The following is a 22618-nucleotide window of genomic DNA, read 5'->3' on the forward strand; positions in this document are numbered from 1 at the left end:
AAACATGATTTTGTTATCATGCTTTTGTGGTGCATTTCGCTCTGCAAAGATCGGGGAAATAGTATGAATGATACAGCAAGCACTGAAGCGGGCGGCGTTAAGTCGTCACCTCGTTTCATTCATCTGCGCGTACATTCTGCCTATTCCTTGCTCGAGGGCGCATTGCCTGTCGGCAAGATCATCAAACAAGCGATTGCCGATCAAGCACCGGCCATCGCGATAACGGATAGCAATAATCTGTTCGGTGCTCTGGAATTCGCCCAAAAGGCATCCAAAGATGGCCTGCAGCCTGTTATTGGCTGTCAGTTGGATGTCGGTTTCAGTGATCACAACGACAACAGCCGCAGCGCCAATCGCCGATTGGTTCTTGATCTGGCACCTGTGGTTCTGCTTGCTTCGACCGAAGAAGGCTATGCCAATATCGTTCGACTTGTCAGTCGGGCTTTTCTCGACACACCGGCGGGCGATCCCGTTCATGTCGATGCAAGCTGGTTGTCTGGCCTGTCCGAAGATGTAATTCTTTTATCCGGTGGACCACTTGGCCCAATCGGGCGTGCATTCGCTGCTGATCGTGCAGACCGCGCCGAGACGCGGCTTGGTTTTTTGAAGGAAGCGTTCGGCGATCGGCTTTATGTCGAGTTGCAGCGTCAGGCGGGTTATGATCGCGCGCTGGAAGCAAAGACTGTCGAACTCGCCTACGCACTGGATTTGCCGCTTGTTGCAACCAATGAAGCCTTCTTCCTCAAGGCAGAGGATTTTGAAGCGCATGATGCACTGCTCGCCATTGCAGAGGGACAAATCCTTTCCAATGATGATCGTCGTAGACTTACGCCGGATCATCATCTGAAAAGCCGCGCAGAAATGGTGGAGCTTTTTGCGGATCTGCCTGAAGCGCTCGACAATACGATTGAGATTGCGGAGCGTTGCAGTTGGTTCACCCAGACGCGTGATCCGATTCTGCCACGATTTACCGGAGATTCGGATGACCCGGCAGCAGCTATTCAGGCCGAAGCTGATGAATTGGCACGTCAAGCGCGTGAAGGTCTCAAGATGCGGCTTGAGACGGCTGGTCTGGCTGAAGGATATACGGAACAACAATATGCCGAGCGTCTTGATTACGAGATTGGCATTATCACACGCATGAAGTTTCCGGGTTACTTCCTGATCGTTGCGGACTTTATTCAGTGGGCAAAACAACAGGGCATTCCCGTCGGGCCAGGCCGTGGTTCCGGTGCTGGCTCGCTTGTTGCTTATGCGTTGACTATTACCGACGTAGACCCGTTACGCTTTTCGCTGCTGTTCGAACGCTTCCTCAATCCGGACCGCGTATCGATGCCCGATTTCGATATCGACTTTTGTCAGGAGCGCCGCGAAGAAGTCATTCGTTATGTGCAGGGCAAATATGGACGCGATCAGGTAGCGCAGATCATCACCTTCGGAACGTTGCAAGCGCGTGCTGTGCTGCGCGATGTGGGACGTGTTCTTGAAATGCCTTACGGGCAGGTGGATCGTCTTTGTAAACTCGTGCCGCAAAATCCGGCCAATCCGGTTTCTCTGGCACAAGCAATTGAGACAGAACCCAAAATTAATGAAGAACGCGAGAAGGAACCGGTTGTTGGTCGTCTTCTCGATATGGCGCTCAAGCTTGAAGGGCTTTATCGCCACGCATCGACTCACGCCGCCGGTATCGTCATCGGTGACCGTCCGCTTTCTGAACTGGTGCCGATGTATCGCGATCCGCGTTCGGATATGCCGGTTACCCAGTTCAATATGAAATGGGTTGAACAGGCGGGGCTGGTTAAGTTTGACTTTCTGGGCCTAAAAACCCTGACCGTGCTTGAAACAGCTGTCAAGCTCGTGGCCCGCAAAGGCATCGAGATTGATTTGACGCGTCTGCCACTGGATGATGAACTGACCTATGAAATGCTTTCGCGTGGCGAAACGGTCGGCGTGTTTCAGGTGGAAAGCGCGGGCATGCGTAAGGCGCTGCTTGGCATGCGCCCGGACCGCATCGAGGACATTATTGCGCTCGTAGCGTTGTATCGTCCGGGTCCGATGGAAAACATCCCGACCTATAATGCGCGCAAAAATGGTGAAGAGGAAATTGCTTCTATTCACCCGAAGATTGATGGCCTGATTAAGGAAACGCAGGGCGTTATCGTTTATCAGGAACAGGTGATGCAGATCGCGCAGGTACTTTCCGGCTATTCGCTCGGTGAGGCTGATTTGCTGCGCCGCGCGATGGGCAAGAAGATCCGCGAGGAAATGGATAAGCAGCGCGTCCGTTTTGTGCATGGTGCGATTGAAGGCGGTGTCGAGAAGGCACAGGCGAATATGATCTTTGATCTGCTCGCTAAATTTGCTGACTATGGCTTCAACAAATCCCACGCCGCAGCCTATGCAATTGTTTCTTATCAGACCGCTTATATGAAGGCGCACTATCCGGTCGAGTTTCTGGCTGCATCGATGACCTATGATATGTCGAACGCCGATAAGCTTAACGACTTCCGCCGCGAGGCAAATCGTTTGGGTATCGATGTGGTCACACCATCGGTTATGACCTCATTTCGTCCATTTGAAGTGGGTGAGCGCAAGATTTTTTATTCGTTGGCTGCAATCAAGGGGGTGGGCGAGGCCGCGGTTGATCACATCGTCAGTATGCGCTCTGAAAAGCCGTTTGAAAGTCTTGAGGATTTTTGTGAACGAATTGATCCGAAAACGGTCAACCGCCGTGTGATGGAAAGCCTGATCAACGCCGGGGCTTTTGATTGTTTTGGTCGTGATCGTGCTGCGATGAGTGCAGGTATGGATCGCATGATGGGCTTCGCGCAGCGTACACAAGAAAATGCGGCTAGTGGCCAGTCGGATATTTTCGGGCTTTCTGGCGCCCCAAAAGAACAGTTGATCTTGCCGCAAGCCGCTCCATGGCTGCCATCTGAAAAGTTGCATCGCGAATTTCAGGCTGTGGGTTTTTATCTTTCTGCACATCCGCTGGATGAATATCGTCAGGTGCTTGATCGCATGCGCGTTCAAAGCTGGGCTGATTTTTCGGCAGCTGTCAAACGCGGTGCCAACGCTGGTCGTCTGGCGGGAACGGTGACAACACGGCAGGAGCGCAAGACGCGCACTGGCAATAAGATGGGCATTGTGCAATTATCGGATGCCAGCGGCCAGTTTGAGGCCGTGCTTTTCTCCGAAGGCCTTGCGCAATATCGCGACCTGCTCGAAAGTGGCAAATCGGTCGTGATCACGGTTGCCGCAGAAAACCGTCCGGAAGGGATCGGCCTGCGTATTCAGACGGTGCAATCGTTGGAAGATCGCGCTTGTGCAATGCAAAAAGCACTTCGGCTTTATCTTCGATCTGCCGAATCTTTGAAATCCATCGTCTCGCATTTCAATACGCGCGGCGATGGCGAAGTGAGCTTTATCGTGATCAAGGAAGACGGGCAGCGTGAGGTTGAGATCGAACTTCCGCATCGCTATCGCGTCAGCCCGCAGATCGCGAGCGCTATGAAGGCTATTCCGGGTGTTGTGGACGTGGAACTGGTTTAGTTCAAAAGCCGGCGAATTCTAATTGGCCGGCTTTTTGCGATTCAGAGCGCATTTCGATTTGATAGTATCAGATCAGCGCTTTAATACGCGGCCGTAAAGCGCTTGCGGATATGCTTGTTCTGTTCGGCTTCGTCCACAATCGCTACTGCTAGATCATCGACAGAAATCTTGCTTTCGCCCTTGTCATCAAAAACGGGTTCGTCAGCGCCAAGACGATATTTTCCTGTGCGTTCGCCGGGTTCGAGCATGATTGCTGGAGAAACAAACGTCCAGTCGAGGTCGTTTTCTTCACGCAGATCATTGAGAGCCTGACGAGCGCCCAGCGCGCCTTCTTTCCACTCTTTCGGGAATTCTGGTGAGTCTACGAGCTGATGCCCCTTGATTTCAAGGCTGCCAGCGCCGCCAACTGCGATAAGGCGCTTAACGCCAGCTTTTTTCGCAGCTTCATTGATTGAGCGGCTGCCCTTGATATGGTTGTCGCGAATATTCGCGTCGGTCCAGCCGGGATTGTATGCCGAAATAACAATGTCATGGCCTGCAATCTGCTTAGCAAGCGCATCGGTGTCGAACACATCGACTGTTACAGCTTTAACATTATCGAGCTTTGCCACCTTATCTGTATTTCGGACGAGGGCTGTGACGCTGTGGCCACGCGATTGCGCTTCCTTGAGGACTGCTGCGCCTACAAAGCCGGTAGCGCCAATAAGTGCGATTTTAGTCATTTCATGTTCCTTTCAAATCGACCATTGAAGTGATGTTTAATAATCAGGTTCTTTATGGTAACTAGGTAGCCGATGCGATGAACCTTGTGAAGAACGCACTTTTTCATGATTAGGGTACATGGAAGTAACTGCATATTCGGCAAGGTGGCTTGGAGAGCATTGCGGAAATTGTGAAACGGTTCCCGGGCACCATGCGCGTTAAAACAAAAGAATTTGAACGCTGATCGGATAGGCGCTCTAAGGAAAACAAAATGAAAATCGCGGCTCAACCGGATGCGAATACGCCACTCTTGTCATCGACGGACGCCTTCCAGTCAGATCAGGAATGTGAAGGCTCATGCCCCATTCGCGAAGTGCTCGACAGGGTAGGCGATACATGGAGCATTCTAGTGGTACTCAATCTGCAAATGGGATCAATGCGGTTCAATGCATTGCGCCGTTCGGTTGAAGGCATCTCACAAAGAATGCTGACCGTTACGCTGCGGTCTCTTGAACGCGACGGGCTTGTCGCGCGGCATGTCCGCCCGACATCGCCGCCAGAAGTCACGTATTCGCTGACCGATCTTGGTCATTCACTTGCCGTTCCGATTGATGTTCTGGGACAATGGGCGGTCAAAAATCGTGAGCAAATGCGCAATGCGCGTCTACGCTTCGATGCAGCGGTGGATAGATAAGGAACTCGATGTTGAAATGACCGTTAACCCTTTCATCAAGGGAGTAACGGACATGACAGCAAAATCAAAAGCACAGCAAAAAGCAGCCGGTTCAGCACTTTCCGCAAAGCGCGGTGAGATAAAGAAGAGTAAACTCGTTGGCGCTTCAAAAGAAATGTATGAATCGATGACCGAGAGCGAACTGGAAGAGTTTGCGGAGACAAAGCACAAAGGTCTTCCAGAGCATGTGCCAGATAAAAAGAGCAGCTGACGCTTAATCAGCTGCGCTCTGATTGGTCTGTCGGGTACCTATTTCGTACCTTTAGAGGATGCAAACTCGATTGCTTTGAGTTTGCCGCCAGTAATGCCGCAGCGTAAGGTAATCGTATCCCATTGCGCTCCGCCATTTTTACGCCGTGCTTCGCCGGGAACAGAGATTACTGCCGAAACTTTTCGGGCGTCTTGTATGCTGAATTTGGCCGATTTGTCGTTGGTTGTAGCGGTTGAAATATCGTCTTTGGTAAAGCCAAGGCGATCATATTTCTTGCTCTTTTTTACGTAATCATAGGCACTAGCAACGCAATCAGCGACTTGTGGTGATGCCTGCTGATCTTTGACCAGTGTCTGATAATTGGCGGTAAAATCTTTTGAGCGCTTTGGCACGCCATCTGCATGGGCTGCACCTGCCACACCAAAAGCGATAATTACAGACAGTATAATCTGGGGCGACTTCATGAATTGCTTCCTTAAAAAATCCACCGCGCAAAACGGCGATGAGCAAAATCGATAATGAAGATACATTATAAGGCAGTTTTTTGTTCCCAATCCGCTTGTAGAATATATCACTGGCAGATTCGGGCAAGACAGGATTTTCCATGGCATCCCTGATCGAGATGCATGTTTGTAAGGTGTGCTGCATCACCATCCGGGCCGATTACAGTCATGAAAAGCTTGCAGCTCGCGTCATGAACCGCACGCCAGAAAGCCTTTTCCTTTTCTGATCCATTCCAGCCGCTTTCAAGCTCTGTCTTGGAGCCATCAGAAAATTTGAACGACATGATGTCCAGCGCATTGGCAAAGGCATGTTCTGAAACACGCCCCTCAGATGCGCCATTGACGTTGCGACACTGATAATCGGAGCCTGTGCCAATTTCTGTTATTTTGACGCTGTCGCCATAGACCTTGCTGGCAGCGCCACTGACATCTGTCGACCATTTGGCAAGCGTAAAAGCCATTGCGCAATTTGTTGTCACTGGATTTGCGAATTTCAAAGGCCGTGTCTTTCCAATCGCGGTCAGCGACAGTGGCGATTGTGCACTGCATTGCGGACCGTCATTAATTGGTGGTGAGAGCGTTCCCTGCACCTCGCCTTCCATCAGTGCCGGGCAGGATACCTGATAAATGCGCTCGCTCTTCTTTGGTTCAGGCTGTTCAACCGCAGGCTTGGCTGGTTGTGTGGACTGCTCAGGCTTTTTTTCGGGGACAGGGGCAGTGTCTGCCGGTGTTGGTGCTGGTTCAGGGGTCGGAGTTGGTGGCGATGTCGGCTTTTGTGAGGAAACCTCTTCGCGTCCGGGTGCGGGTGTTGGGATGGGAATCGCTGTGGTGGGCGCAGACTGTTCCTTTGATTGTTGCTGTTTGGTATTGCGCTTCTTCTTGGTGCGTTTTTGAGGCGTGGTCTTCTTTGCATTGCCACTCAGCACTCTTTCAATAAGATTCTGGGCATTTGCGGTAGAACTCCCGAACCAGTTTTCTCCGGGCACGAATATGAGCGCAAATGCGAGGAGACAGGTGGTCATAGCTTTTTGAATGAAAGACAAAGAAACGGCCATGTTCACCTCTTTTGATAATGAGCGCTATGTTCTAATGTGTGAGATGCACTTGTCGTTCCTTCACGCTTGATGGCATGCGTTTATAAATGGCCAAATAGCGCAAAATCCGGGCTTTAGCCTTGACAAGATGACACACTAATGACTAAAAGCCGCCATCGCTGGAGCTTCAACGCTCCGGCGTTTCATTTGACGTGTCCCGTGGATGAAGATCGCAGCTGCGCGCTTCATTCTGTCAGTCTTTGGAAATCAAGGGCAGAGGAGGGCGCGTTTCCTGTCTGCACCGCAAGGTGCATCAACTTTTTAAAGGAAATGCGATGAGCAAGCGCGAATCCGCTAAGTACAAAATCGATCGCCGTCTTGGCGAAAACATCTGGGGCCGTCCGAAGTCCCCTGTAAACCGTCGTGAATATGGCCCAGGCCAGCACGGTCAGCGCCGTAAGGGTAAGCTGTCCGACTTCGGTGTACAGCTCCGCGCAAAGCAGAAGCTCAAGGGCTTCTACGGCGACATCTCGGAAAAGCAGTTCCGCAAGACCTATGATGAAGCAGCACGCCGCAAGGGCGACACCGGTGAAAACCTCATCGGCTTGCTCGAATCGCGTCTGGACGCTGTTGTGTACCGCGCAAAGTTCGTTCCAACGATCTTTGCTGCACGCCAGTTCATCAACCACGGTCACGTGAACGTAAACGGTCGCCGCGTCAACATTCAGTCGTTCCGCCTCAAGGCTGGTGACGTTGTTGAAGTTCGCGAAAAGTCGAAGCAGCTCGTTGTTGTTCTCGAAGCTGTTTCGCTCGCAGAACGTGATGTTCCTGACTACGTTGAAGCAGATCACAACAAGATGGTTGCGACCTACTCCCGCGTTCCAACTCTTGCTGACGTTCCATACGCAGTCCAGATGGAACCAAACCTCGTCGTCGAATTCTATTCGCGTTAATTCTGAGCTTTCGTTCAGAAATAAAAATAAATGGCCGCCCTTGGTTTTCCCAGGGGCGGCTTTTCTGTATGTAGATTTAAATTCCTCTTATTCGCAGGAAGCACTATGAACGCTTTCGATCCTAGTATTGCGGAAGATTCGGGCACGGATGGTTGTCATCCTCTTTTCCGCGATGTGCCAGCTTCCGTCGAATTCAACAAGCTGCGCAAACGGCTGCTGCGTCAGACGCGTCAGGCGATAGACGATTTTGCAATGGTAAAGCCCGGCGAGCGCTGGATGGTTTGCCTGTCAGGCGGTAAGGATTCTTATGGTCTTCTGGCGCTGTTGCTCGATTTGAAATGGCGTGGCCTACTTCCCGTTGAGCTGATTGCAGTCAATCTTGATCAGGGACAGCCGAATTTTCCAAAGCATGTCCTGCCCGATTTCCTGAATCAGTATGGCATTGAGCACCGTATCGAATATCAGGACACTTATTCGATCGTGACCGAAAAGCTGCCCGAAAACAGCACCTATTGCTCGCTTTGCTCGCGCCTGCGTCGTGGAAATCTGTATCGTATTGCGCGCGAAGAAGGCTGCTCGGCAATTGTTCTTGGGCATCATCGCGAAGATATTCTCGAAACCTTTTTCATGAACCTGTTTCATGGTGGTCGTCTTGCGGCGATGCCGCCAAAGCTCCTCAATGATGAGGGCGACCTGATGCTGTTTCGTCCGCTGGCTTACGCTGCGGAAGAAGATATGGAAAAATTTGCGAACGCAATGCAGTTTCCAATTATTCCTTGCGATCTCTGCGGCAGTCAGGAAGGGCTTCAGCGCAATGCCATGAAGGCGATGCTATCCGATATTGAAAAGCGGATGCCTGGCCGCAAGGACACGATGATCCGCGCCATGACCAATGTGCGTCCGAGTCATCTGCTTGATCGAAAGCTGTTTGACTTTGCGGGTTTGATGGCAAATTCCGATGTGGAGAATGACAGTGCAGTTTGATGAAAAGCAGATCGATTGGTTGGCTGACCTTCTGGCGGAGGCAGCAAATCAGGAGATCATGCCGCGTTTTCGGCAGTTGGGGCAGGGCGACATTCGCCAGAAAACCTCTGCTGCTGATCTTGTCACTGAAGCGGATGTGAATGCGGAACGCTATATCACCGCGCAACTCAGGGAGCTTTTTCCAAGCGCCCTCATCGTTGGTGAAGAAGCCTGTTCCGATGATGAGAGCCTGTTGAATGGGCTTGGAGAAGCCGATCTCGCATTCACCATTGATCCGGTGGATGGCACATTTAATTTCGCATCCGGCGTTCCGCTTTTCGGCGTGATGCTTGCCGTTGTTTCCAAAGGCGAAACGGTTGCCGGTATTATTTACGATCCGGTAGGCCGCGACTGGATACTGGCTGCAAAGGGCAGCGGTAGCCGTATTCGCCAGGCTAATGGCTCAACAAGCCCTGTGAAGATTGCGGATGCTGCGGATATTTCGCAGATGACGGGTTCTGTTTCATGGCAATATACTGCCGAGCCGATCCGCTCACGTTTGGCGCGCAATCATACGAAGTTTTTGTCCCAGATCGGTTATCGTTGCGCTGCGCACGAATATCGCATTATCGCAACCGGTGGCGCGCATTTCGCGTGTTACAATAAGCTGATGCCATGGGACCACTTGCCCGGTGCACTTATCCATCAGGAAGCGGGTGGCTATCTCGCGCGATGGGATGAAAGCCCTTATCTGCCATCGCATACGGGCGGCGGACTTCTGGTGGCACCTGACAAGGAAAGCTGGAAAGAAATTCAGGCAGCCCTTTTTGCAGAATGAAAAAAGCCCGGAGATGTCTCCGGGCTTTTACTTTTTAATATTTAGGTCGGCTTGTTATGGGGCTTAAATAGCTTGCCGCGTTCAGCAATCAACACGCAGATAAATGCGATGAAGCCGAGCACACAGTAGCCTACCGCAACGGGTGTTGTGGTTCCATCAAATGCCTGACCGATGACCGCGCCGAGTGCTGCACCAATCACCGTCTGGGCAAAGCCAAGTACAGATGAAGCCGTGCCTGCCACTTCACCGAGCGGTTCCATGGCGAGTGCATTGAAATTGGAAACCACAAGGCTGAACGAGAACATGATGGTCATGTAGATCACCATCAGGATCCAGAACGGCACAGGTCCGGTAAAGCTCAACGAAAGTACGACCCACAACAAGCTGAAGCCGACGAACACTAGCAACATAGTCTGAGAAATGCGGCGCATTCCATAACGCCCAACCAGGCGCGAATTCAGAAATGACGCAAGGGCGAGTGTCATTGCCACGGCTGCAAAAGCGAGCGGGAACATTGTGCCAAGATCATAAATGCCGACGAAAATCTGCTGTGCTGAGTTGATGTAGCCAAACAGTGCGCCGAGAATGAACGACGTCCCAAACATGTAGAAAAGCGCCACACGATTGGAGAGGACGATACCAAAACCTCCTATGACGCTTTTCACGGTCAGCGCACGGCGGTGATCGACGGGCAGGGTTTCTGGCAGGCGTATATAGGCCCATATACCCACAACAGCGGCCATAATAGCCATAGACAAGAAAATCAGGTGCCATTCCCCAAACAGCATAATCAACTGTCCGGTGGCCGGTGCAATGACCGGAAGGATCATGAACACCATCATGACGAGCGACATCACTTCCGCCATCTGACGTCCGGCAAAGCGGTCGCGCACGACGGAGACGGCGATAACCCGTGTCGAGGCAGCACCCAGACCTTGCAGTACGCGCAGGATAATCAACGTTGTAAAATCAGTCACAAAGGCAGCACCAAGTGCGGCAAGGATATAAATCAGCAGGCCAGCAAACAGGGGCGCGCGTCTGCCGAAACGGTCACTTAATGGGCCGTAGAAAAGCTGAGAAACACCAAAACCAAGCAGATAAGCCGTGATTACATATTGAACGTGATTTTCCGACACAATGCCAAGGCTTGCGCCAATCTGCGGCAGGCCGGGCAACATAATGTCGACAGCCAACGCATTGATGGCCATGATTGCAGCAATAAGTGCAATAAATTCGCCACGCGGACGTATAGCTGTCTGTTGGTCCGACGAACCCTTTTGAATATCAAGCGGCATTAAGGAAGTCCTTGATCGAGCAACGCACCGGCAAACGTCTAGGCGATGCAATAGGTAGCGCATTTCCAGCAAAAGTGTGAAGCGGTTTTGCGTAGGATAATGCTTAAAAACAAAGGGATAGAGCGGTTTCTACGATTTCGCTTCAACAGGAACTGCTCTACAGTTTTAAAAAGTAGGCCAGAAAGTTAAAATGACCAGTTATGTGCCAAAATATCAGGCAATATAAAAAGGCGCCATTGAACGGCGCCTTTTAGAAAAGGTGAGCTGTAAAAGCCGTTTTAAGAGTAATTAATCCTCAAGCGGCTTTGGTAGCAATACCTTTATCGGCAAAAAGTGTCTGCAATTCGTTCGACTGGAACATTTCGCGCACGATGTCACAACCGCCGATGAACTCACCCTTTACATAAAGCTGTGGGACGGTTGGCCAGTTGGAATAATCCTTGATCCCCTGACGGATTTCGTCGGAGGCCAGAACGTTGACGCCCTTATAGTCGACGCCAATATAGTCGAGAATCTGCACGACCTGACCGGAGAAACCGCATTGTGGAAAACCTGGGGTGCCTTTCAGAAACAGCACGACATCATTGGTTTTCACTTCATTGTCGATAAAATCGTTAATTCCGGTCATTTTATTTCCTTTCAGGACACCGGTTCAAATCCCGGCCCGCGTAGGGAGAGGTTGTGCCTCTATATAGGTGGCTGTAACTTGGTAATCACCCTCTAAAGGTGAAAGCAAGTCAAATTAGCGCGAAAACCGTGAACTGTGGGGGCAACATCTTGCCGCAGGAAGATAATCACTGAGCAAAAAGTGGGTTTTCGCGCTTGTTACACTTATTCCGGTATGCTGGTCTGAAGTGCTAATGCATGAAGCACGCCACCCATATTCCCCTTAAGCGCATCATAGACCATCTGGTGCTGCTGTACGCGCGACATGCCGCGGAAGCTTTCCGCAACCACTTCGGCAGCATAATGATCTCCGTCACCGGCAAGGTCGCGGATCGTCACCTTTGCGCCGGGAATACCTTCGCGTATCAGTTTTTCGATCTCATGAGCGTCCATAGCCATGCAAACTCTCCTGCCGTTTTGGGCTTTTTCATATTATAGAATCGTAACGTACCAACATGATACGCCAATTCTCAACTATTTAACGTTTAAATTGCTCTCAAGCAAACCGCCCGGCGCGGGGTTTCCGGGCCGGGCGGCAATTCGTATCAGCTAGTCACAGATGATCAGTTATCGACCGCTGCTTCACCGCTCATGAAGTTCGGGAACCAACCTTCAAAAGCAGCCGTAAGATCTGCAACCGAAACATCGACTGTCGAACCGAATGTCAGACGGTCGCCGCCGACCGTGCCGAGAAGACGGAATGCAATACCAGCGCCTTCCGCATTGAGTGCGATCAGCTTCGCCATTTCAGGCGTGGCCGAGACGACATAACGTGCCTGATCTTCACCGAAAAGCGCTGCATGTGGCAGACCGTCACCAGCATCCAGCGTTGCACCTTTGCCCGACTTGATTGCCATTTCAGCAACCGCAATCGCAAGACCGCCATCGGACAGATCGTGACAAGCCGTCACCTGACCGTTGCGGATCACCGAGCGAACAAACTCGCCCGTACGCTTTTCAAGTGCGAGATCAACGGTCGGTGCCGGACCATCAGCGCGATCAAACAGATCACGCAGATAGATCGACTGACCAAGATGTGAACCGTCAACGCCAAGCAAAACCAACGTGTCGCCATCCTGCATGCCGCCGATCTTGGCCATTTGCGACCAATCCGGGATTAGGCCGACACCGGCAATGGTCGGGGTTGGCAGGATCGCCTGACCATTGGTCTCGTTGTAAAGCGAAACATTGCCCGAAACGATCGGGAAATCGAGTGCACGGCAAGCTTCACCAATGCCTTCAATGGCCTTGACAAGCTGTCCCATGATTTCCGGCTTTTCAGGATTACCGAAATTGAGATTGTCGGTTGAAGCGAGTGGTTCTGCACCCGTTGCCGTGATGTTGCGCCAGCATTCGGCAACAGCCTGCTTGCCGCCTTCAAATGGATCCGCTTCGCAATAGCGTGGCGTCACGTCAGAAGAGAAAGCCAGCGCCTTGGTAGCATGGCCTTCGACGCGGACAACGCCGGCGTCGCCACCTGGGAGCTGCAACGAATTGCCCTGAATGAGTGTGTCATACTGCTCATAGACCCAGCGGCGTGATGAGCCATCAGGCGAGCCTATGAGCTTCAAAAGCGCTTGGGAATAATCTTCAACCTGTTCGACATTGCTGGCAGGCAGCGGAGCGTGCTTGCCCGGCTCCATCCACGGACGATCATATTCAGGAGCCTCATCACCCAGTTCCTTGATCGGCAGATTGGCGACTTCTTCACCCTGATGAATGACACGAAAACGCAGATCATCGGTGGTTTTGCCAACGATTGCGAAATCAAGGCCCCACTTGCGGAAGATTGCCTTGGCTTCTTCTTCCATTTCGGGCTTGAGAACCATGAGCATACGCTCCTGGCTTTCCGACAGCATCATTTCATAAGCTGTCATATTCACTTCACGAACCGGAACATGGTCGAGAATAAGTTCAATACCAAGATCGCCCTTGGCGCCCATTTCAACAGCCGAGCAGGTCAGACCAGCCGCACCCATATCCTGAATAGCGATAACCGCACCCGAAGCCATTAGCTCAAGGCAGGCTTCCAGAAGGCACTTTTCGGTGAATGGATCGCCAACCTGAACGGTAGGACGCTTTTCTTCAATTGATTCGTCGAATTCGGCTGAGGCCATTGTGGCACCGCCGACGCCGTCACGTCCCGTCTTGGCACCGAGGTAGACAACTGGGAGTCCAACGCCCTTGGCTTCCGACAGGAAAATGCCGTCATGCTTTGCAAGGCCCGCCGCAAATGCATTGACGAGGATGTTTCCATTGTAGCGCTTGTCGAAGTTGACTTCGCCGCCAACAGTCGGAACGCCAAAAGCATTGCCATAACCGCCGACGCCCGACACAACACCTGACACGAGGTGGCGGGTCTTTGGATGATCAGGCTCACCAAAGCGAAGGGCATTCATGGCTGCGATCGGGCGCGCGCCCATGGTGAAGACGTCACGCAGAATGCCGCCAACGCCAGTTGCCGCACCCTGATAAGGCTCAATGTAAGACGGGTGATTATGGCTTTCCATCTTAAAGACGACGCAATCGCCATCGCCAATGTCTACAACACCGGCATTTTCGCCGGGGCCCTGAATAACGCGAGAGCCAGTTGTCGGGAGCGTACGCAGCCACTTCTTCGAGGACTTATAGGAACAATGTTCGTTCCACATGGCCGAGAAGATGCCGAGTTCCGTAAAACTTGGTTCCCGTCCGATCAGGTCGAGAATACGCTGATATTCATCGGGCTTGAGGCCGTGGGATTGGATGAGTTCCGGCGTGATGTCGCGCTTATTGGAAATAGTCATGGAGATGAGGAACCCCGTCGCAGGCTGCGGTACCCGGAAACTTCTGCCGAAGGGCGGACACCTAAGGTTTTAAGGCGTCTCTTTAACCTAACTCTGTTAGAAGCGCGACAGGAAAATGCCGATTTCCCGGCTCAAATGCTGCCTTCATAGCCAGCTCGTTCATTTTCCAGCAATTGCCGCAATGTTTCGAAGCCATTTTCGACATGTTTGCGGTCAGTGGGAGATGAAAAAGCAATCCGAACCCGGTGGTCTGTCCGGTCAACACGCCCGGCTTTGAACTCATCTTCATCGTCAATGAGAAGCCCGTTTTCATAAGCAGCCGCCTTGAATGTTCCCGCAAGCCATGGTTCTGGCAGTTTCAGCCAAAGAATGGGCACATAAGGTGATGACACAAGATCGTAACCTTTAAAGATTTTGCGTGCGAGTTGTTCCCGCCATTCTATCTCTGTTGAACATTGAGCTAGCAATTTCTCAGCCTGTCCTGAAAGCACCAATTGTGCGGCGGTTTCAGCAAGCAAAAACGAAACGCCCCCCGTCATCAGCTTATGCGTGACACGCAGACGTTGGGCACAATGCGGAGGGCAGGCGACCCAACCGCAGCGCAACCCGGCGGTGACTGCTTTTGAAAGGCTACCCAGCAGGAAGGTGCGTTCAGGCGCGATGTCAGCGATTTTCGGTATGTTTGATCGCGTCATTACCCCGTATGTGTCGTCTTCAATAAGCCAGACATTGTGCCTCGCTGCGATCTTGGCAATTGCTACCCTGCGCTCATAGGGCATGGTCGCAAGTGTTGGGTTGTGAATGCTTGGCATAAGAAATGCCATGGTTGGGTGCTGCTGATTGCAAACTCGCTCAAATTCTTCAGGGATCATGCCATGTTCATCGCTCGCAGCAATTGCGATGCGTCGCCCGGTAATTCGAACGGAGCGGCTGATCTGAGTATAGGTCAGATCTTCAAAAACAATCCTGTCGCCAGGTGCGGTGAAGGCTGTGATTGCTGCAATAGCACCTGCATGGGCACCGTTGGTGACAACGATATTGCTTGCGTCAGCGGGAGCGTGTTCCTGATTGAGCCATTGCCGGCCGGCCTCAAGCCAATGATGCGGGAAATGCCGTGTGTAATTGACAATTTCATGGGGGAAGTTGCGGATAACAGACGCAATCAGCGGCTCAAGCACCGTGTTTTGCCCAACGTCGGGAGCGGCGGTTGTGTCAAAACGTCCTTTATCCAAGGGTGCATCCTGAATGCGTGTGCCTGCAATACCGTCGCTGGAATAGGCGGCAGACGCATTCTTAGGGTCGTGCTTTGCAAGCACGTAAGTACCGCGACCCACTTCGCCCGTTACAAGCCCACGCTCATGGGCCAGCGCATAGGCGCGGCCGATTGTACCGATTGTCACCTTAAGATCGAAAGCCAAGTTGCGTTGCGGCGGTAACTTCTCCCCTGCAGGCAAAGAATTGTCCGTGATTGCTTCTTCAATCGCATCGGCGAGCTGAAGATAAAGCGGGCCGGTCTTTCCGGTGATGTCGGGGAGCCAATTTGTCATGGTCACAATATAAGCATTGTATCGATATTCGAGTCAATTGTATTTACCGCATGCAGATAAATTACCTCAAAAATGGCGCATTAGCCAGTAATGAAGGTTTGTTGCTATGGCATTTATACCCGTTAATCAGGATGAAATAGATACAATTGCTACAATCCGTGTGCGGGAGCGGTGCGTCGCCGCTGTTTCACGCTCGCTTTGGCAGCGATTTGCGGATTGGTTCGCCTTGCGCCTTATGTTGCGCCGCAGCCGCATCGAATTGATGGACCTGACAGATGAACAACTTCTCGATATAGGCATAACGCGGTCTGCGGCAGACAAGGAAGCACGTAAAGTGCGCTTCCATATCCGTTAATGTCATAACGCCTTAATCAGCAGTCTTTTTCACCTTCTGCCCAGCGATTAATGTCCTTGGCAATGCGGCTGCCATTGCTTTGCTGCATCATCGGGCCAAAAGCCTCTATCCGCGCCGGGTTACCTTCTGCTTGCACGACAAGCAGGGGGCGCCCCCCCAGATTACGCGCAGGCACGACCAGAAAACGTGGACGTCCGGTGAAAGAGTTTAGTTCAGGGGCCAGTGCGTAGCCGCGGAAATCCTTGTCTTTTGACTTGAACCAGCAGCTATTGGCACCCACAGCAATGCGCTCCATCGTGGGAAGCGCTGCTTTGTTGGTATTAATGGAAACTGGGCCGGGGGCAGGCTTTGGCGCACAGGCGGCAAACAATGCCAGCGCCGGGAGTGCTGCAAGCGCGATGGTTTTAATCTTCAAGGAAGGCTCCATAAGAGCATTTCCGGCAAGGGTAGCCTGCCGGAAATGCATAGAAACTGGATTAGATAGTTGGATCAGGCGAGTTGCGGCATAAAAGCCTTCAGCCCGTCATTCATCTCATTCCAGATGAGTTCGAACACCGGGTCCTGCTTTGCTTTCACTGCATATGTGTCGAATTTGGGGTATGCATTGAGCAAATCTGCCTTGCCTGAAAGCTTCTCAAGCGGCTCCAGAAGGAAGCGTATTGGCAGAAGCCATGCATCGGCAAGCGTTGGCGCATCGCTAAGGGCAAAGCTCTTGTCGGAAAGGCGCGATTCGACCACGCTTAGCCCTCTGTTCAGCTTCGCAAAAAGCCGATCGATCGAAGCGTCGTCTCGTTCGGATTTGCTCAAAAGAATAAACAGCTTCATTGCCGGTCCAAGCACTTCCAACTCAGCCACGCGTGCCAAAAGCCGGATCAATGCGCGCTCGCGCGGGCTACCGGGCAGAACGGGCGTTTCTGGAAAATGATCTTCCAGATATTCGGCGATGACGGCTGCTTCATAAAGGGTCTCGCCAGAGCCTGTAATCAGTACAGGTACGCGCTTGAGCGGGGTTACCTGCGCAAAGTCTGCCGGATATGGATAGGGTAGGTTGATGGGTTTGAACGGCAGTTCCTTGATGTAAAGAATGCTGCGTACAAAAGCGGAATAGGGGGAGAGTAGGCGGGAATATAATTGCATCGATCGTTCCCCGATTCGGTTGCCGTAGGAAGTATTCGCTTAGAGCGCGATGCAGCTATATGGCTGCACAAAAGACGCTCTAAATTATGTATCTACGCATCATGCTTACCAAAAATCGAATCTAATTTTTGGGTCGATGCTGGCAAGCTGACACGAATTTCTGCATGACGCCAGTGGATTGCGTTTTGTGACAGAACTGAACCAATCACAGCAGGCGCAACAAAAAACGGCCTCCGCTTAAGACGAAGGCCGTTCATGATGTGAAAATGGAATCGCTTGTTTAAGCTGCAATTCCCAAAGCACCTGCAAAAAGCGCACGGCCATCATCGCCGCCATGTGCACCTTCAATCAGGTTTTCAGGATGCGGCATCATGCCAAGCACATTGCCGCCTGCGTTGACGATTCCTGCAATGTCGTTGACCGAACCGTTGGGGTTTGTGCCTTCAGCATAGCGGAACACAACCTGACCTTCGCCTTCGATACGCTTGAGCGTTTCCGCATCGGCAAAATAGTTGCCATCGTGATGCGCGACCGGGCAGCGAATAATCTGGCCCGGCTGATAACCACGTGTGAACGCAGTGTTTGCGTTGCTGATTTCGAGCTTCACTTCACGGCAGACAAATTTCAGCGAGGTATTGCGCATCAAGGCACCCGGCAACATTCCGGCTTCGACGAGAATCTGGAAACCGTTGCATACACCGATAACCATCACGCCCTTGTCGGCCTTCTCGCGAATGGCCTGCATGATCGGCATACGCGCTGCAATCGCTCCGCAACGCAGGTAATCACCGTAGGAAAAACCGCCGGGAATCAGGATCAGATCCACATCGTCGGGAATGCTGGTATCCGTTTGCCAGACGGTGACAGGTGCTTGTCCGGAAATCTTGGTGATGGCCGCAATCATGTCGCGGTCACGGTTGAGGCCGGGGAGAAGAACGACAGCTGCTTTCATGGCGTTTTATGTCTCTTTGAATCTGAGGGCCTCAGAGCGCGTGGTGCGTTCTGAAAGCGCGCAAAAAATACCTGCTGAGCGCAGTGCGTCAGGCGATGACGATTGCGTAGTCTTCAATAACCGTGTTTGCGAGCAGCTTCTCGCACATGGCTTTGATTTCGGCTTCAGCTTTAGCTTTGTCCGAACCTTCGACTTCAAGATCGAAGACTTTGCCCTGGCGGACAGAATTGACGCCTTCGAAATTCAGGCTGCTGAGCGCGCCGACAATAGCTTTGCCCTGCGGGTCGAGAACGCCGTTTTTGAGTGTAACGGTGACGCGTGCCTTGATCACTGAGTAGTTCCTACTGATCTTTAATCACTAACAATGAAAACAGCCCGGAACGCGAGTTGCCGGGCTGTGCGGATTTTACTTCACAAGGGTCGGACCTGCGGGACGCGGCGTTTCGTTCTCGTTCATGATTCCGAGACGGCGCGCCACTTCCTGATAGGCCTCAACCAGTCCGCCCATATCGCGGCGGAAGCGGTCCTTATCGAGCTTGTCATTGGTGTTGACATCCCAAAGGCGCGCTGAGTCTGGCGAAATTTCGTCAGCGACGACGATACGCATCATGTCGCCTTCGAACAGACGTCCGCATTCCATCTTGAAATCGACAAGCTGAATGCCAATGCCCAGAAATAGACCTGTGAGGAAGTCGTTGACGCGAATGGCGAGAGCCATGATGTCGTCGATTTCCGCAGGGCTGGCCCAACCGAAAGCAGTGATATGCTCTTCGGTGACCATTGGGTCATTGAGGGCGTCTGCTTTGTAATAGAACTCGATAATCGAGCGAGGCAGAACAGTGCCTTCTTCGATGCCGAGGCGCGTGGACAGCGAACCCGCCGCAACGTTACGGACAACGACTTCAAGCGGGATGATTTCCACTTCCTTGATCAGCTGCTCACGCATGTTGAGGCGGCGGATGAAGTGGGTTGGAATACCAATGCGATTAAGCTGGGTAAAAATGTGCTCGGAGATGCGGTTGTTCAACACGCCTTTTCCGTCAACAACTTCATGCTTCTTCGCGTTGAACGCGGTCGCGTCATCTTTGAAGAACTGGACAAGAGTACCGGGTTCAGGGCCTTCATAAAGAATCTTGGCCTTGCCCTCGTAAATACGGCGGCGACGGTTCATGGCTTTTCTCGGATTTCCAAAAATGTGATGATCGGCATTTGCCGCTATTCTCGCGGGCTACGTATAGCAATTGTGGGCTTTTAACAATCCTGCTTTGTACCCGTTCCCCCGTTTTAAACGTTTCAGAGCCAGATAAATCAAGAAAGTGACTTTTGGCTCTTGTATAATCTTGCGCCCCTTGCCAGCTTTAGGCAAGAGAACGGTTGACGATCTCACATAACTTGATGTCCTGCATAACTTAATTTTCTGGGAGTTGTATGAATGGCCACTGGCATGGATGATCGCCGCAATGCTTTCGAAAGCAAATTCGCACTCGATGCTGAATTGCGTTTTAAGGCTGAAGCCCGCCGCAACAAGATTCTCGGTCTCTGGGCGGCAGAACTTCTCGGTAAGCATGATGCGGATGCAGACGCCTATGCGCGTGAAGTTGTTGCCGCTGACTTTGAAGAAGCAGGCGATGAAGACGTATTCCGCAAGCTGCGCGCTGATTTTGACGCCACCAGCGTGAGCATTACGGATGCAACCATTCGTGAAAAGATGTTCGCTTTCCTTGAGGAAGCGATCCAGCAGGTTCAGAAAGACTAACGTAATAAAGGGCGGAAATGCAAAATGCGTTTCCGCCCTTAGTTTTTGTAACGCAGGGGAATAAGCATGTCTTTGTCTTCGCGTCTTCGTGCCGGAGAAACAATTCTTTCCGCTTGGTCATCTTTGCCGGAAGCCCTTACCGTCGAAGTTCTGGCGCATAGCGCATTTGACGCTGTAACACTCGATATGCAGCATGGCGGCCACGACGAGCAGAGTGTGTTGCGTAGTCTTGGACTGATCCTGAATGCAGGCAAGCCGCCAGTCGTTCGCATTCCAGTCGGACGCTTTGATATGGCAAGCCGGGCGCTCGATTTCGGTGCGCAGGCCGTGATTGCGCCAATGATCAACTCTGTCGAAGATGCACGCAAATTTGCAGCCTCAATGAAATATCCGCCAATCGGCGAGCGTTCATGGGGCGTGTTCCGCGCTAATGCCGATTACGGCACGCCGGGCTCGAACGATTATCTCGTTACTGCAAATCAGGACACGCTGGCTTTTGCGATGATCGAAACGCGCGATGCCTATGATGCGCTGGATGCAATTCTCGATGTGCGTGGCATTGATGGCGTTTTTGTTGGTCCTGCCGATTTCTCTATTGCGTGGAGCAATGGCCGCGAAGCTAACCCGGATTCCGAAGCCATAGTTGAACCTATCAGCACTATTGCTCGTAAGGCTGCTGCCGCTGGCAAGTTCGCTGGAATCTATTCGCCATCAGCAGAATTTGCACGGCGCTATATCCCGCTCGGCTTTCAGTTTTTAACGCTTGCCAGTGACGGCGGCTATATGCGCCTTGGTGCTAAAACACTCGTTGATGCCATTCGCGCATAAAAAATAAAGCGGCAGATGTTTCGTCTGCCGCTCCGCAAGGTTATCTGAATCTATTTCATCAGCAATTTATATAACACTTTGATTTAATGCGATTTTGGCGGCTGAAGTTTAGTCATAAACTCAGCAAATACCATCGAGCCTTCTGGCCATGGTCCATGCCCTGACTCCGAATTGATATGCCCCGCATCACCAGCATCAATCAGCAATGCGCCCCAATCTTTTACGATCTCTTCGGCTGCTTCATAGCTGGAGAAGGGATCATTGCGGCTGGCCACGGTGATCGTCGGAAATGGCAGACGTTCACGCGGATAAGGGCCGAATGTCATCAGGTGCTTGGGCCTGATCTTCTCATTCGAGACATCTGGGGGAGCAACAAAGAATGCACCTGCCACCTTATGCTGGATATGCGGCATTGCATGGAGTGCGGTTGCGACACCCAGCGAATGGGCCACAAGCACGATTGGCTTTGTCGCTTCATTGGCGGCTTTAACCAGTTGCGCTACCCAATCGTCTTTGACGGGCTTGGACCATTCAGCTTGCTCAACGCGTCGCGCCGTCGAGAGTTTGCTCTCCCAACGGGTCTGCCAGTGATCAGGGCCGGAATTGGTGTAACCGGGAATGATGAGAATATCGGAATCTTTAACTTTCATGATCCCTATTTAGAGCCGTTTCAAAGCATCTTCAAGGTGAGCTATAGCGCTGGCGGGTGAACGCAGATGATGCAAATGATGCAAATGATGAACAGCTTGTTCGCAGATCGCTATCTTGTGAAACGCTCTCTAAATTGTGATCTTTAGCGGGAAGATAACACCAAAGAGGATCTTGCGACTATGGCCATCAGCAGAAGAACGATACTCGGAACTGCGGGTGCTGCCGTCATGAGTAATATTCTTTCCGCACGTGCGGAAACGCCGTCGAAGGAGAATGAAATGATTGAAACTGAAAACAAAGTAGCCAATCAGAAAGTGGCTTCAAATGCTCTTTTACCATTTGCAATGACGACTCCTGTTCGGGTGGCGCGCATTGGTTTGAAGGCGCGTGATGCTGAAACTCTGGCCGAATACTACCGCGATGTTGTCGGCCTTCGCGAGATGACGCGCCGTGGGGCTTCGATTGTGCTTGGTGCTGGTGATCGCGAACTGATGGAAATCGAACAGTTTTCTGCTGCGAAAGCAGATGACCCTCGCAGTGCTGGTTTATATCACACGGCATTTCTGCTGCCGACACGCGGCGATTTGGCGCGCTGGTCGCGCCGCGCCATCGACAAGCAGCTGCCCGTTGCTGGTGCATCAGATCACAACGTCAGCGAAGCGATTTATCTCACCGATCCCGAAGGCAATGGCATCGAAATCTATTCTGACCGCCCGCATAAGACATGGCAGTGGAATGGTGACCGCGTTGTCATGGGTACGGAAGCGCTCGATGTGAAAAACCTTCTCGACGTTATTGATCGCGAAGGTGGTGAATGGAACGGTGCACCACAGAATACGGTTGTCGGCCACGTTCACCTGCGCGTTGGCAATGCGAAGGATGCCGAAGCCTTCTGGAACAAAGAACTAGGCTTTAATACCGTGCAGACCTATGGCGATAAGGCTGTGTTCCTATCGACGGGCGGTTATCACCATCACATCGGTGCAAATGCATGGCAGAGCTCAGGTGCTGGCTTGCGCGATAAAGACCGGACGGGTCTCGCATGGGTTGAAATGGAAGACACACGTGGTGGCAATAACCACGTCTTTGAAGACCCATGGGGCAATGTGATCAACACGATCAAAAAGAGCGCCTAAGTTAGAATAGAAAAAGCCCC

Annotated in this window: 24 protein-coding genes; 10 read left to right on the forward strand and 14 right to left on the reverse strand. The window is 52.0% G+C overall.

Annotated features, from left to right (window positions below):
• Positions 1–63: 63 nt before the first annotated feature.
• Positions 64–3552: a DNA polymerase III subunit alpha gene (dnaE, locus tag CEV31_RS10345; RefSeq protein ID WP_094506975.1), complete on the forward strand. Its 3489-nt coding sequence runs from the start codon at positions 64–66 to the stop codon at positions 3550–3552.
• A gap of 80 nt (positions 3553–3632) precedes the next feature.
• Here the strand turns inward: dnaE and CEV31_RS10350 are convergent, their stop codons facing one another.
• Positions 3633–4274 carry an NAD(P)-dependent oxidoreductase gene (locus CEV31_RS10350; protein WP_094506976.1) on the reverse strand — a complete coding sequence of 214 codons (642 nt, stop codon included), beginning with the start codon at positions 4272–4274 and terminating at the stop codon, positions 3633–3635.
• A 251-nt stretch (positions 4275–4525) separates the two neighbouring features.
• On the opposite strand from CEV31_RS10350, the gene CEV31_RS10355 reads away from it, so the two are divergent.
• Positions 4526–4948, forward strand: coding sequence for a winged helix-turn-helix transcriptional regulator (locus tag CEV31_RS10355; protein ID WP_094506977.1), 423 nt, complete (start codon positions 4526–4528; stop codon positions 4946–4948).
• 52 nt (positions 4949–5000) lie between these two features.
• Complete coding sequence (locus CEV31_RS10360; RefSeq protein ID WP_094507315.1) at positions 5001–5198, forward strand: DUF3008 family protein; 198 nt, start codon at positions 5001–5003, stop codon at positions 5196–5198.
• A gap of 38 nt (positions 5199–5236) precedes the next feature.
• Here CEV31_RS10360 and bspC read toward each other — a convergent pair whose 3' ends face one another.
• Both bspC and CEV31_RS10370 read right to left on the reverse strand, forming a co-directional pair.
• Positions 5237–5662, reverse strand: a complete 426-nt coding sequence (bspC, locus tag CEV31_RS10365; RefSeq protein WP_094506978.1) for a type IV secretion system effector BspC — start codon at positions 5660–5662, stop codon at positions 5237–5239.
• A gap of 107 nt (positions 5663–5769) precedes the next feature.
• The gene (locus CEV31_RS10370) at positions 5770–6756 is read right to left on the reverse strand and encodes an extensin-like domain-containing protein (protein ID WP_235818070.1); all 987 of its coding nucleotides are present in this window, start codon (positions 6754–6756) and stop codon (positions 5770–5772) included.
• 314 nt (positions 6757–7070) lie between these two features.
• Here CEV31_RS10370 and rpsD point away from each other — a divergent pair, with 314 nt between their 5' ends.
• The 3 genes from rpsD to CEV31_RS10385 all read left to right on the forward strand — a co-directional run bounded on the left by rpsD (position 7071) and on the right by CEV31_RS10385 (position 9489).
• Positions 7071–7688 carry a 30S ribosomal protein S4 gene (gene rpsD, locus CEV31_RS10375; RefSeq protein WP_094506979.1) on the forward strand — a complete coding sequence of 206 codons (618 nt, stop codon included), beginning with the start codon at positions 7071–7073 and terminating at the stop codon, positions 7686–7688.
• Between the two features lie 105 nt (positions 7689–7793).
• Positions 7794–8672 carry a tRNA 2-thiocytidine(32) synthetase TtcA gene (ttcA, locus tag CEV31_RS10380; RefSeq protein WP_094506980.1) on the forward strand — a complete coding sequence of 293 codons (879 nt, stop codon included), beginning with the start codon at positions 7794–7796 and terminating at the stop codon, positions 8670–8672.
• Complete coding sequence (locus tag CEV31_RS10385) at positions 8656–9489, forward strand: inositol monophosphatase family protein (RefSeq protein ID WP_374846879.1); 834 nt, start codon at positions 8656–8658, stop codon at positions 9487–9489. The genes ttcA and CEV31_RS10385 overlap by 17 nt, the downstream gene beginning before the upstream one ends.
• A 41-nt stretch (positions 9490–9530) precedes the next feature.
• Here CEV31_RS10385 and CEV31_RS10390 read toward each other — a convergent pair whose 3' ends face one another.
• From CEV31_RS10390 to CEV31_RS10410, 5 genes are all read right to left on the reverse strand, one after another.
• Entirely contained in the window at positions 9531–10784 is a 1254-nt protein-coding gene (locus CEV31_RS10390) for a multidrug effflux MFS transporter (RefSeq protein WP_094506981.1), read from the reverse strand.
• Positions 10785–11079: 295 nt separating this feature from the next.
• The gene (gene grxD, locus CEV31_RS10395) at positions 11080–11412 is read right to left on the reverse strand and encodes a Grx4 family monothiol glutaredoxin (protein WP_094506982.1); all 333 of its coding nucleotides are present in this window, start codon (positions 11410–11412) and stop codon (positions 11080–11082) included.
• 203 nt (positions 11413–11615) lie between these two features.
• Complete coding sequence (locus CEV31_RS10400) at positions 11616–11849, reverse strand: BolA/IbaG family iron-sulfur metabolism protein (RefSeq protein WP_094506983.1); 234 nt, start codon at positions 11847–11849, stop codon at positions 11616–11618.
• Positions 11850–12013: 164 nt separating this feature from the next.
• Positions 12014–14236 (reverse strand): phosphoribosylformylglycinamidine synthase subunit PurL, encoded by a 2223-nt coding sequence (purL, locus tag CEV31_RS10405; RefSeq protein ID WP_094506984.1) that lies wholly within the window; start codon positions 14234–14236, stop codon positions 12014–12016.
• Positions 14237–14367: 131 nt separating this feature from the next.
• Entirely contained in the window at positions 14368–15783 is a 1416-nt protein-coding gene (locus tag CEV31_RS10410) for an aminotransferase-like domain-containing protein (RefSeq protein WP_094506985.1), read from the reverse strand.
• Positions 15784–15889: 106 nt separating this feature from the next.
• Here CEV31_RS10410 and CEV31_RS10415 point away from each other — a divergent pair, with 106 nt between their 5' ends.
• Entirely contained in the window at positions 15890–16138 is a 249-nt protein-coding gene (locus tag CEV31_RS10415) for a DUF1127 domain-containing protein (RefSeq protein WP_094506986.1), read from the forward strand.
• Positions 16139–16154: 16 nt separating this feature from the next.
• Here CEV31_RS10415 and CEV31_RS10420 read toward each other — a convergent pair whose 3' ends face one another.
• The 5 genes from CEV31_RS10420 to purC all read right to left on the reverse strand — a co-directional run bounded on the left by CEV31_RS10420 (position 16155) and on the right by purC (position 19398).
• Positions 16155–16553: a hypothetical protein gene (locus CEV31_RS10420; RefSeq protein WP_094507318.1), complete on the reverse strand. Its 399-nt coding sequence runs from the start codon at positions 16551–16553 to the stop codon at positions 16155–16157.
• A 74-nt stretch (positions 16554–16627) separates the two neighbouring features.
• A complete protein-coding gene (locus tag CEV31_RS10425; RefSeq protein ID WP_094506987.1) occupies positions 16628–17275 on the reverse strand; it encodes a glutathione S-transferase family protein in 648 nt (215 codons plus the stop codon).
• Positions 17276–17555: 280 nt separating this feature from the next.
• On the reverse strand, positions 17556–18227 hold the full coding sequence (purQ, locus tag CEV31_RS10430; protein ID WP_094506988.1) for a phosphoribosylformylglycinamidine synthase subunit PurQ: 672 nt from the start codon (positions 18225–18227) through the stop codon (positions 17556–17558).
• Positions 18228–18315: 88 nt separating this feature from the next.
• Positions 18316–18558 carry a phosphoribosylformylglycinamidine synthase subunit PurS gene (purS, locus tag CEV31_RS10435; RefSeq protein ID WP_094506989.1) on the reverse strand — a complete coding sequence of 81 codons (243 nt, stop codon included), beginning with the start codon at positions 18556–18558 and terminating at the stop codon, positions 18316–18318.
• 75 nt (positions 18559–18633) lie between these two features.
• Positions 18634–19398 (reverse strand): phosphoribosylaminoimidazolesuccinocarboxamide synthase, encoded by a 765-nt coding sequence (gene purC / locus CEV31_RS10440; RefSeq protein ID WP_094506990.1) that lies wholly within the window; start codon positions 19396–19398, stop codon positions 18634–18636.
• Between the two features lie 261 nt (positions 19399–19659).
• Between purC and CEV31_RS10445 the strand changes: the two genes are divergently transcribed.
• Together CEV31_RS10445 and CEV31_RS10450 are read left to right on the forward strand one after the other, a co-directional pair.
• A complete protein-coding gene (locus CEV31_RS10445; protein ID WP_094506991.1) occupies positions 19660–19983 on the forward strand; it encodes a DUF1476 domain-containing protein in 324 nt (107 codons plus the stop codon).
• Between the two features lie 60 nt (positions 19984–20043).
• Entirely contained in the window at positions 20044–20811 is a 768-nt protein-coding gene (locus tag CEV31_RS10450; protein WP_210190915.1) for an HpcH/HpaI aldolase family protein, read from the forward strand.
• Between the two features lie 83 nt (positions 20812–20894).
• Here CEV31_RS10450 and CEV31_RS10455 read toward each other — a convergent pair whose 3' ends face one another.
• Positions 20895–21461 carry an RBBP9/YdeN family alpha/beta hydrolase gene (locus tag CEV31_RS10455; protein ID WP_094506993.1) on the reverse strand — a complete coding sequence of 189 codons (567 nt, stop codon included), beginning with the start codon at positions 21459–21461 and terminating at the stop codon, positions 20895–20897.
• Positions 21462–21740: 279 nt separating this feature from the next.
• Between CEV31_RS10455 and CEV31_RS10460 the strand changes: the two genes are divergently transcribed.
• A complete protein-coding gene (locus CEV31_RS10460; RefSeq protein ID WP_094507319.1) occupies positions 21741–22598 on the forward strand; it encodes a VOC family protein in 858 nt (285 codons plus the stop codon).
• Positions 22599–22618: the final 20 nt, after the last annotated feature.

The sequence above is a fragment of the Brucella thiophenivorans genome, assembly GCF_002252445.1.
Lineage (GTDB): Bacteria > Pseudomonadota > Alphaproteobacteria > Rhizobiales > Rhizobiaceae > Brucella > Brucella thiophenivorans.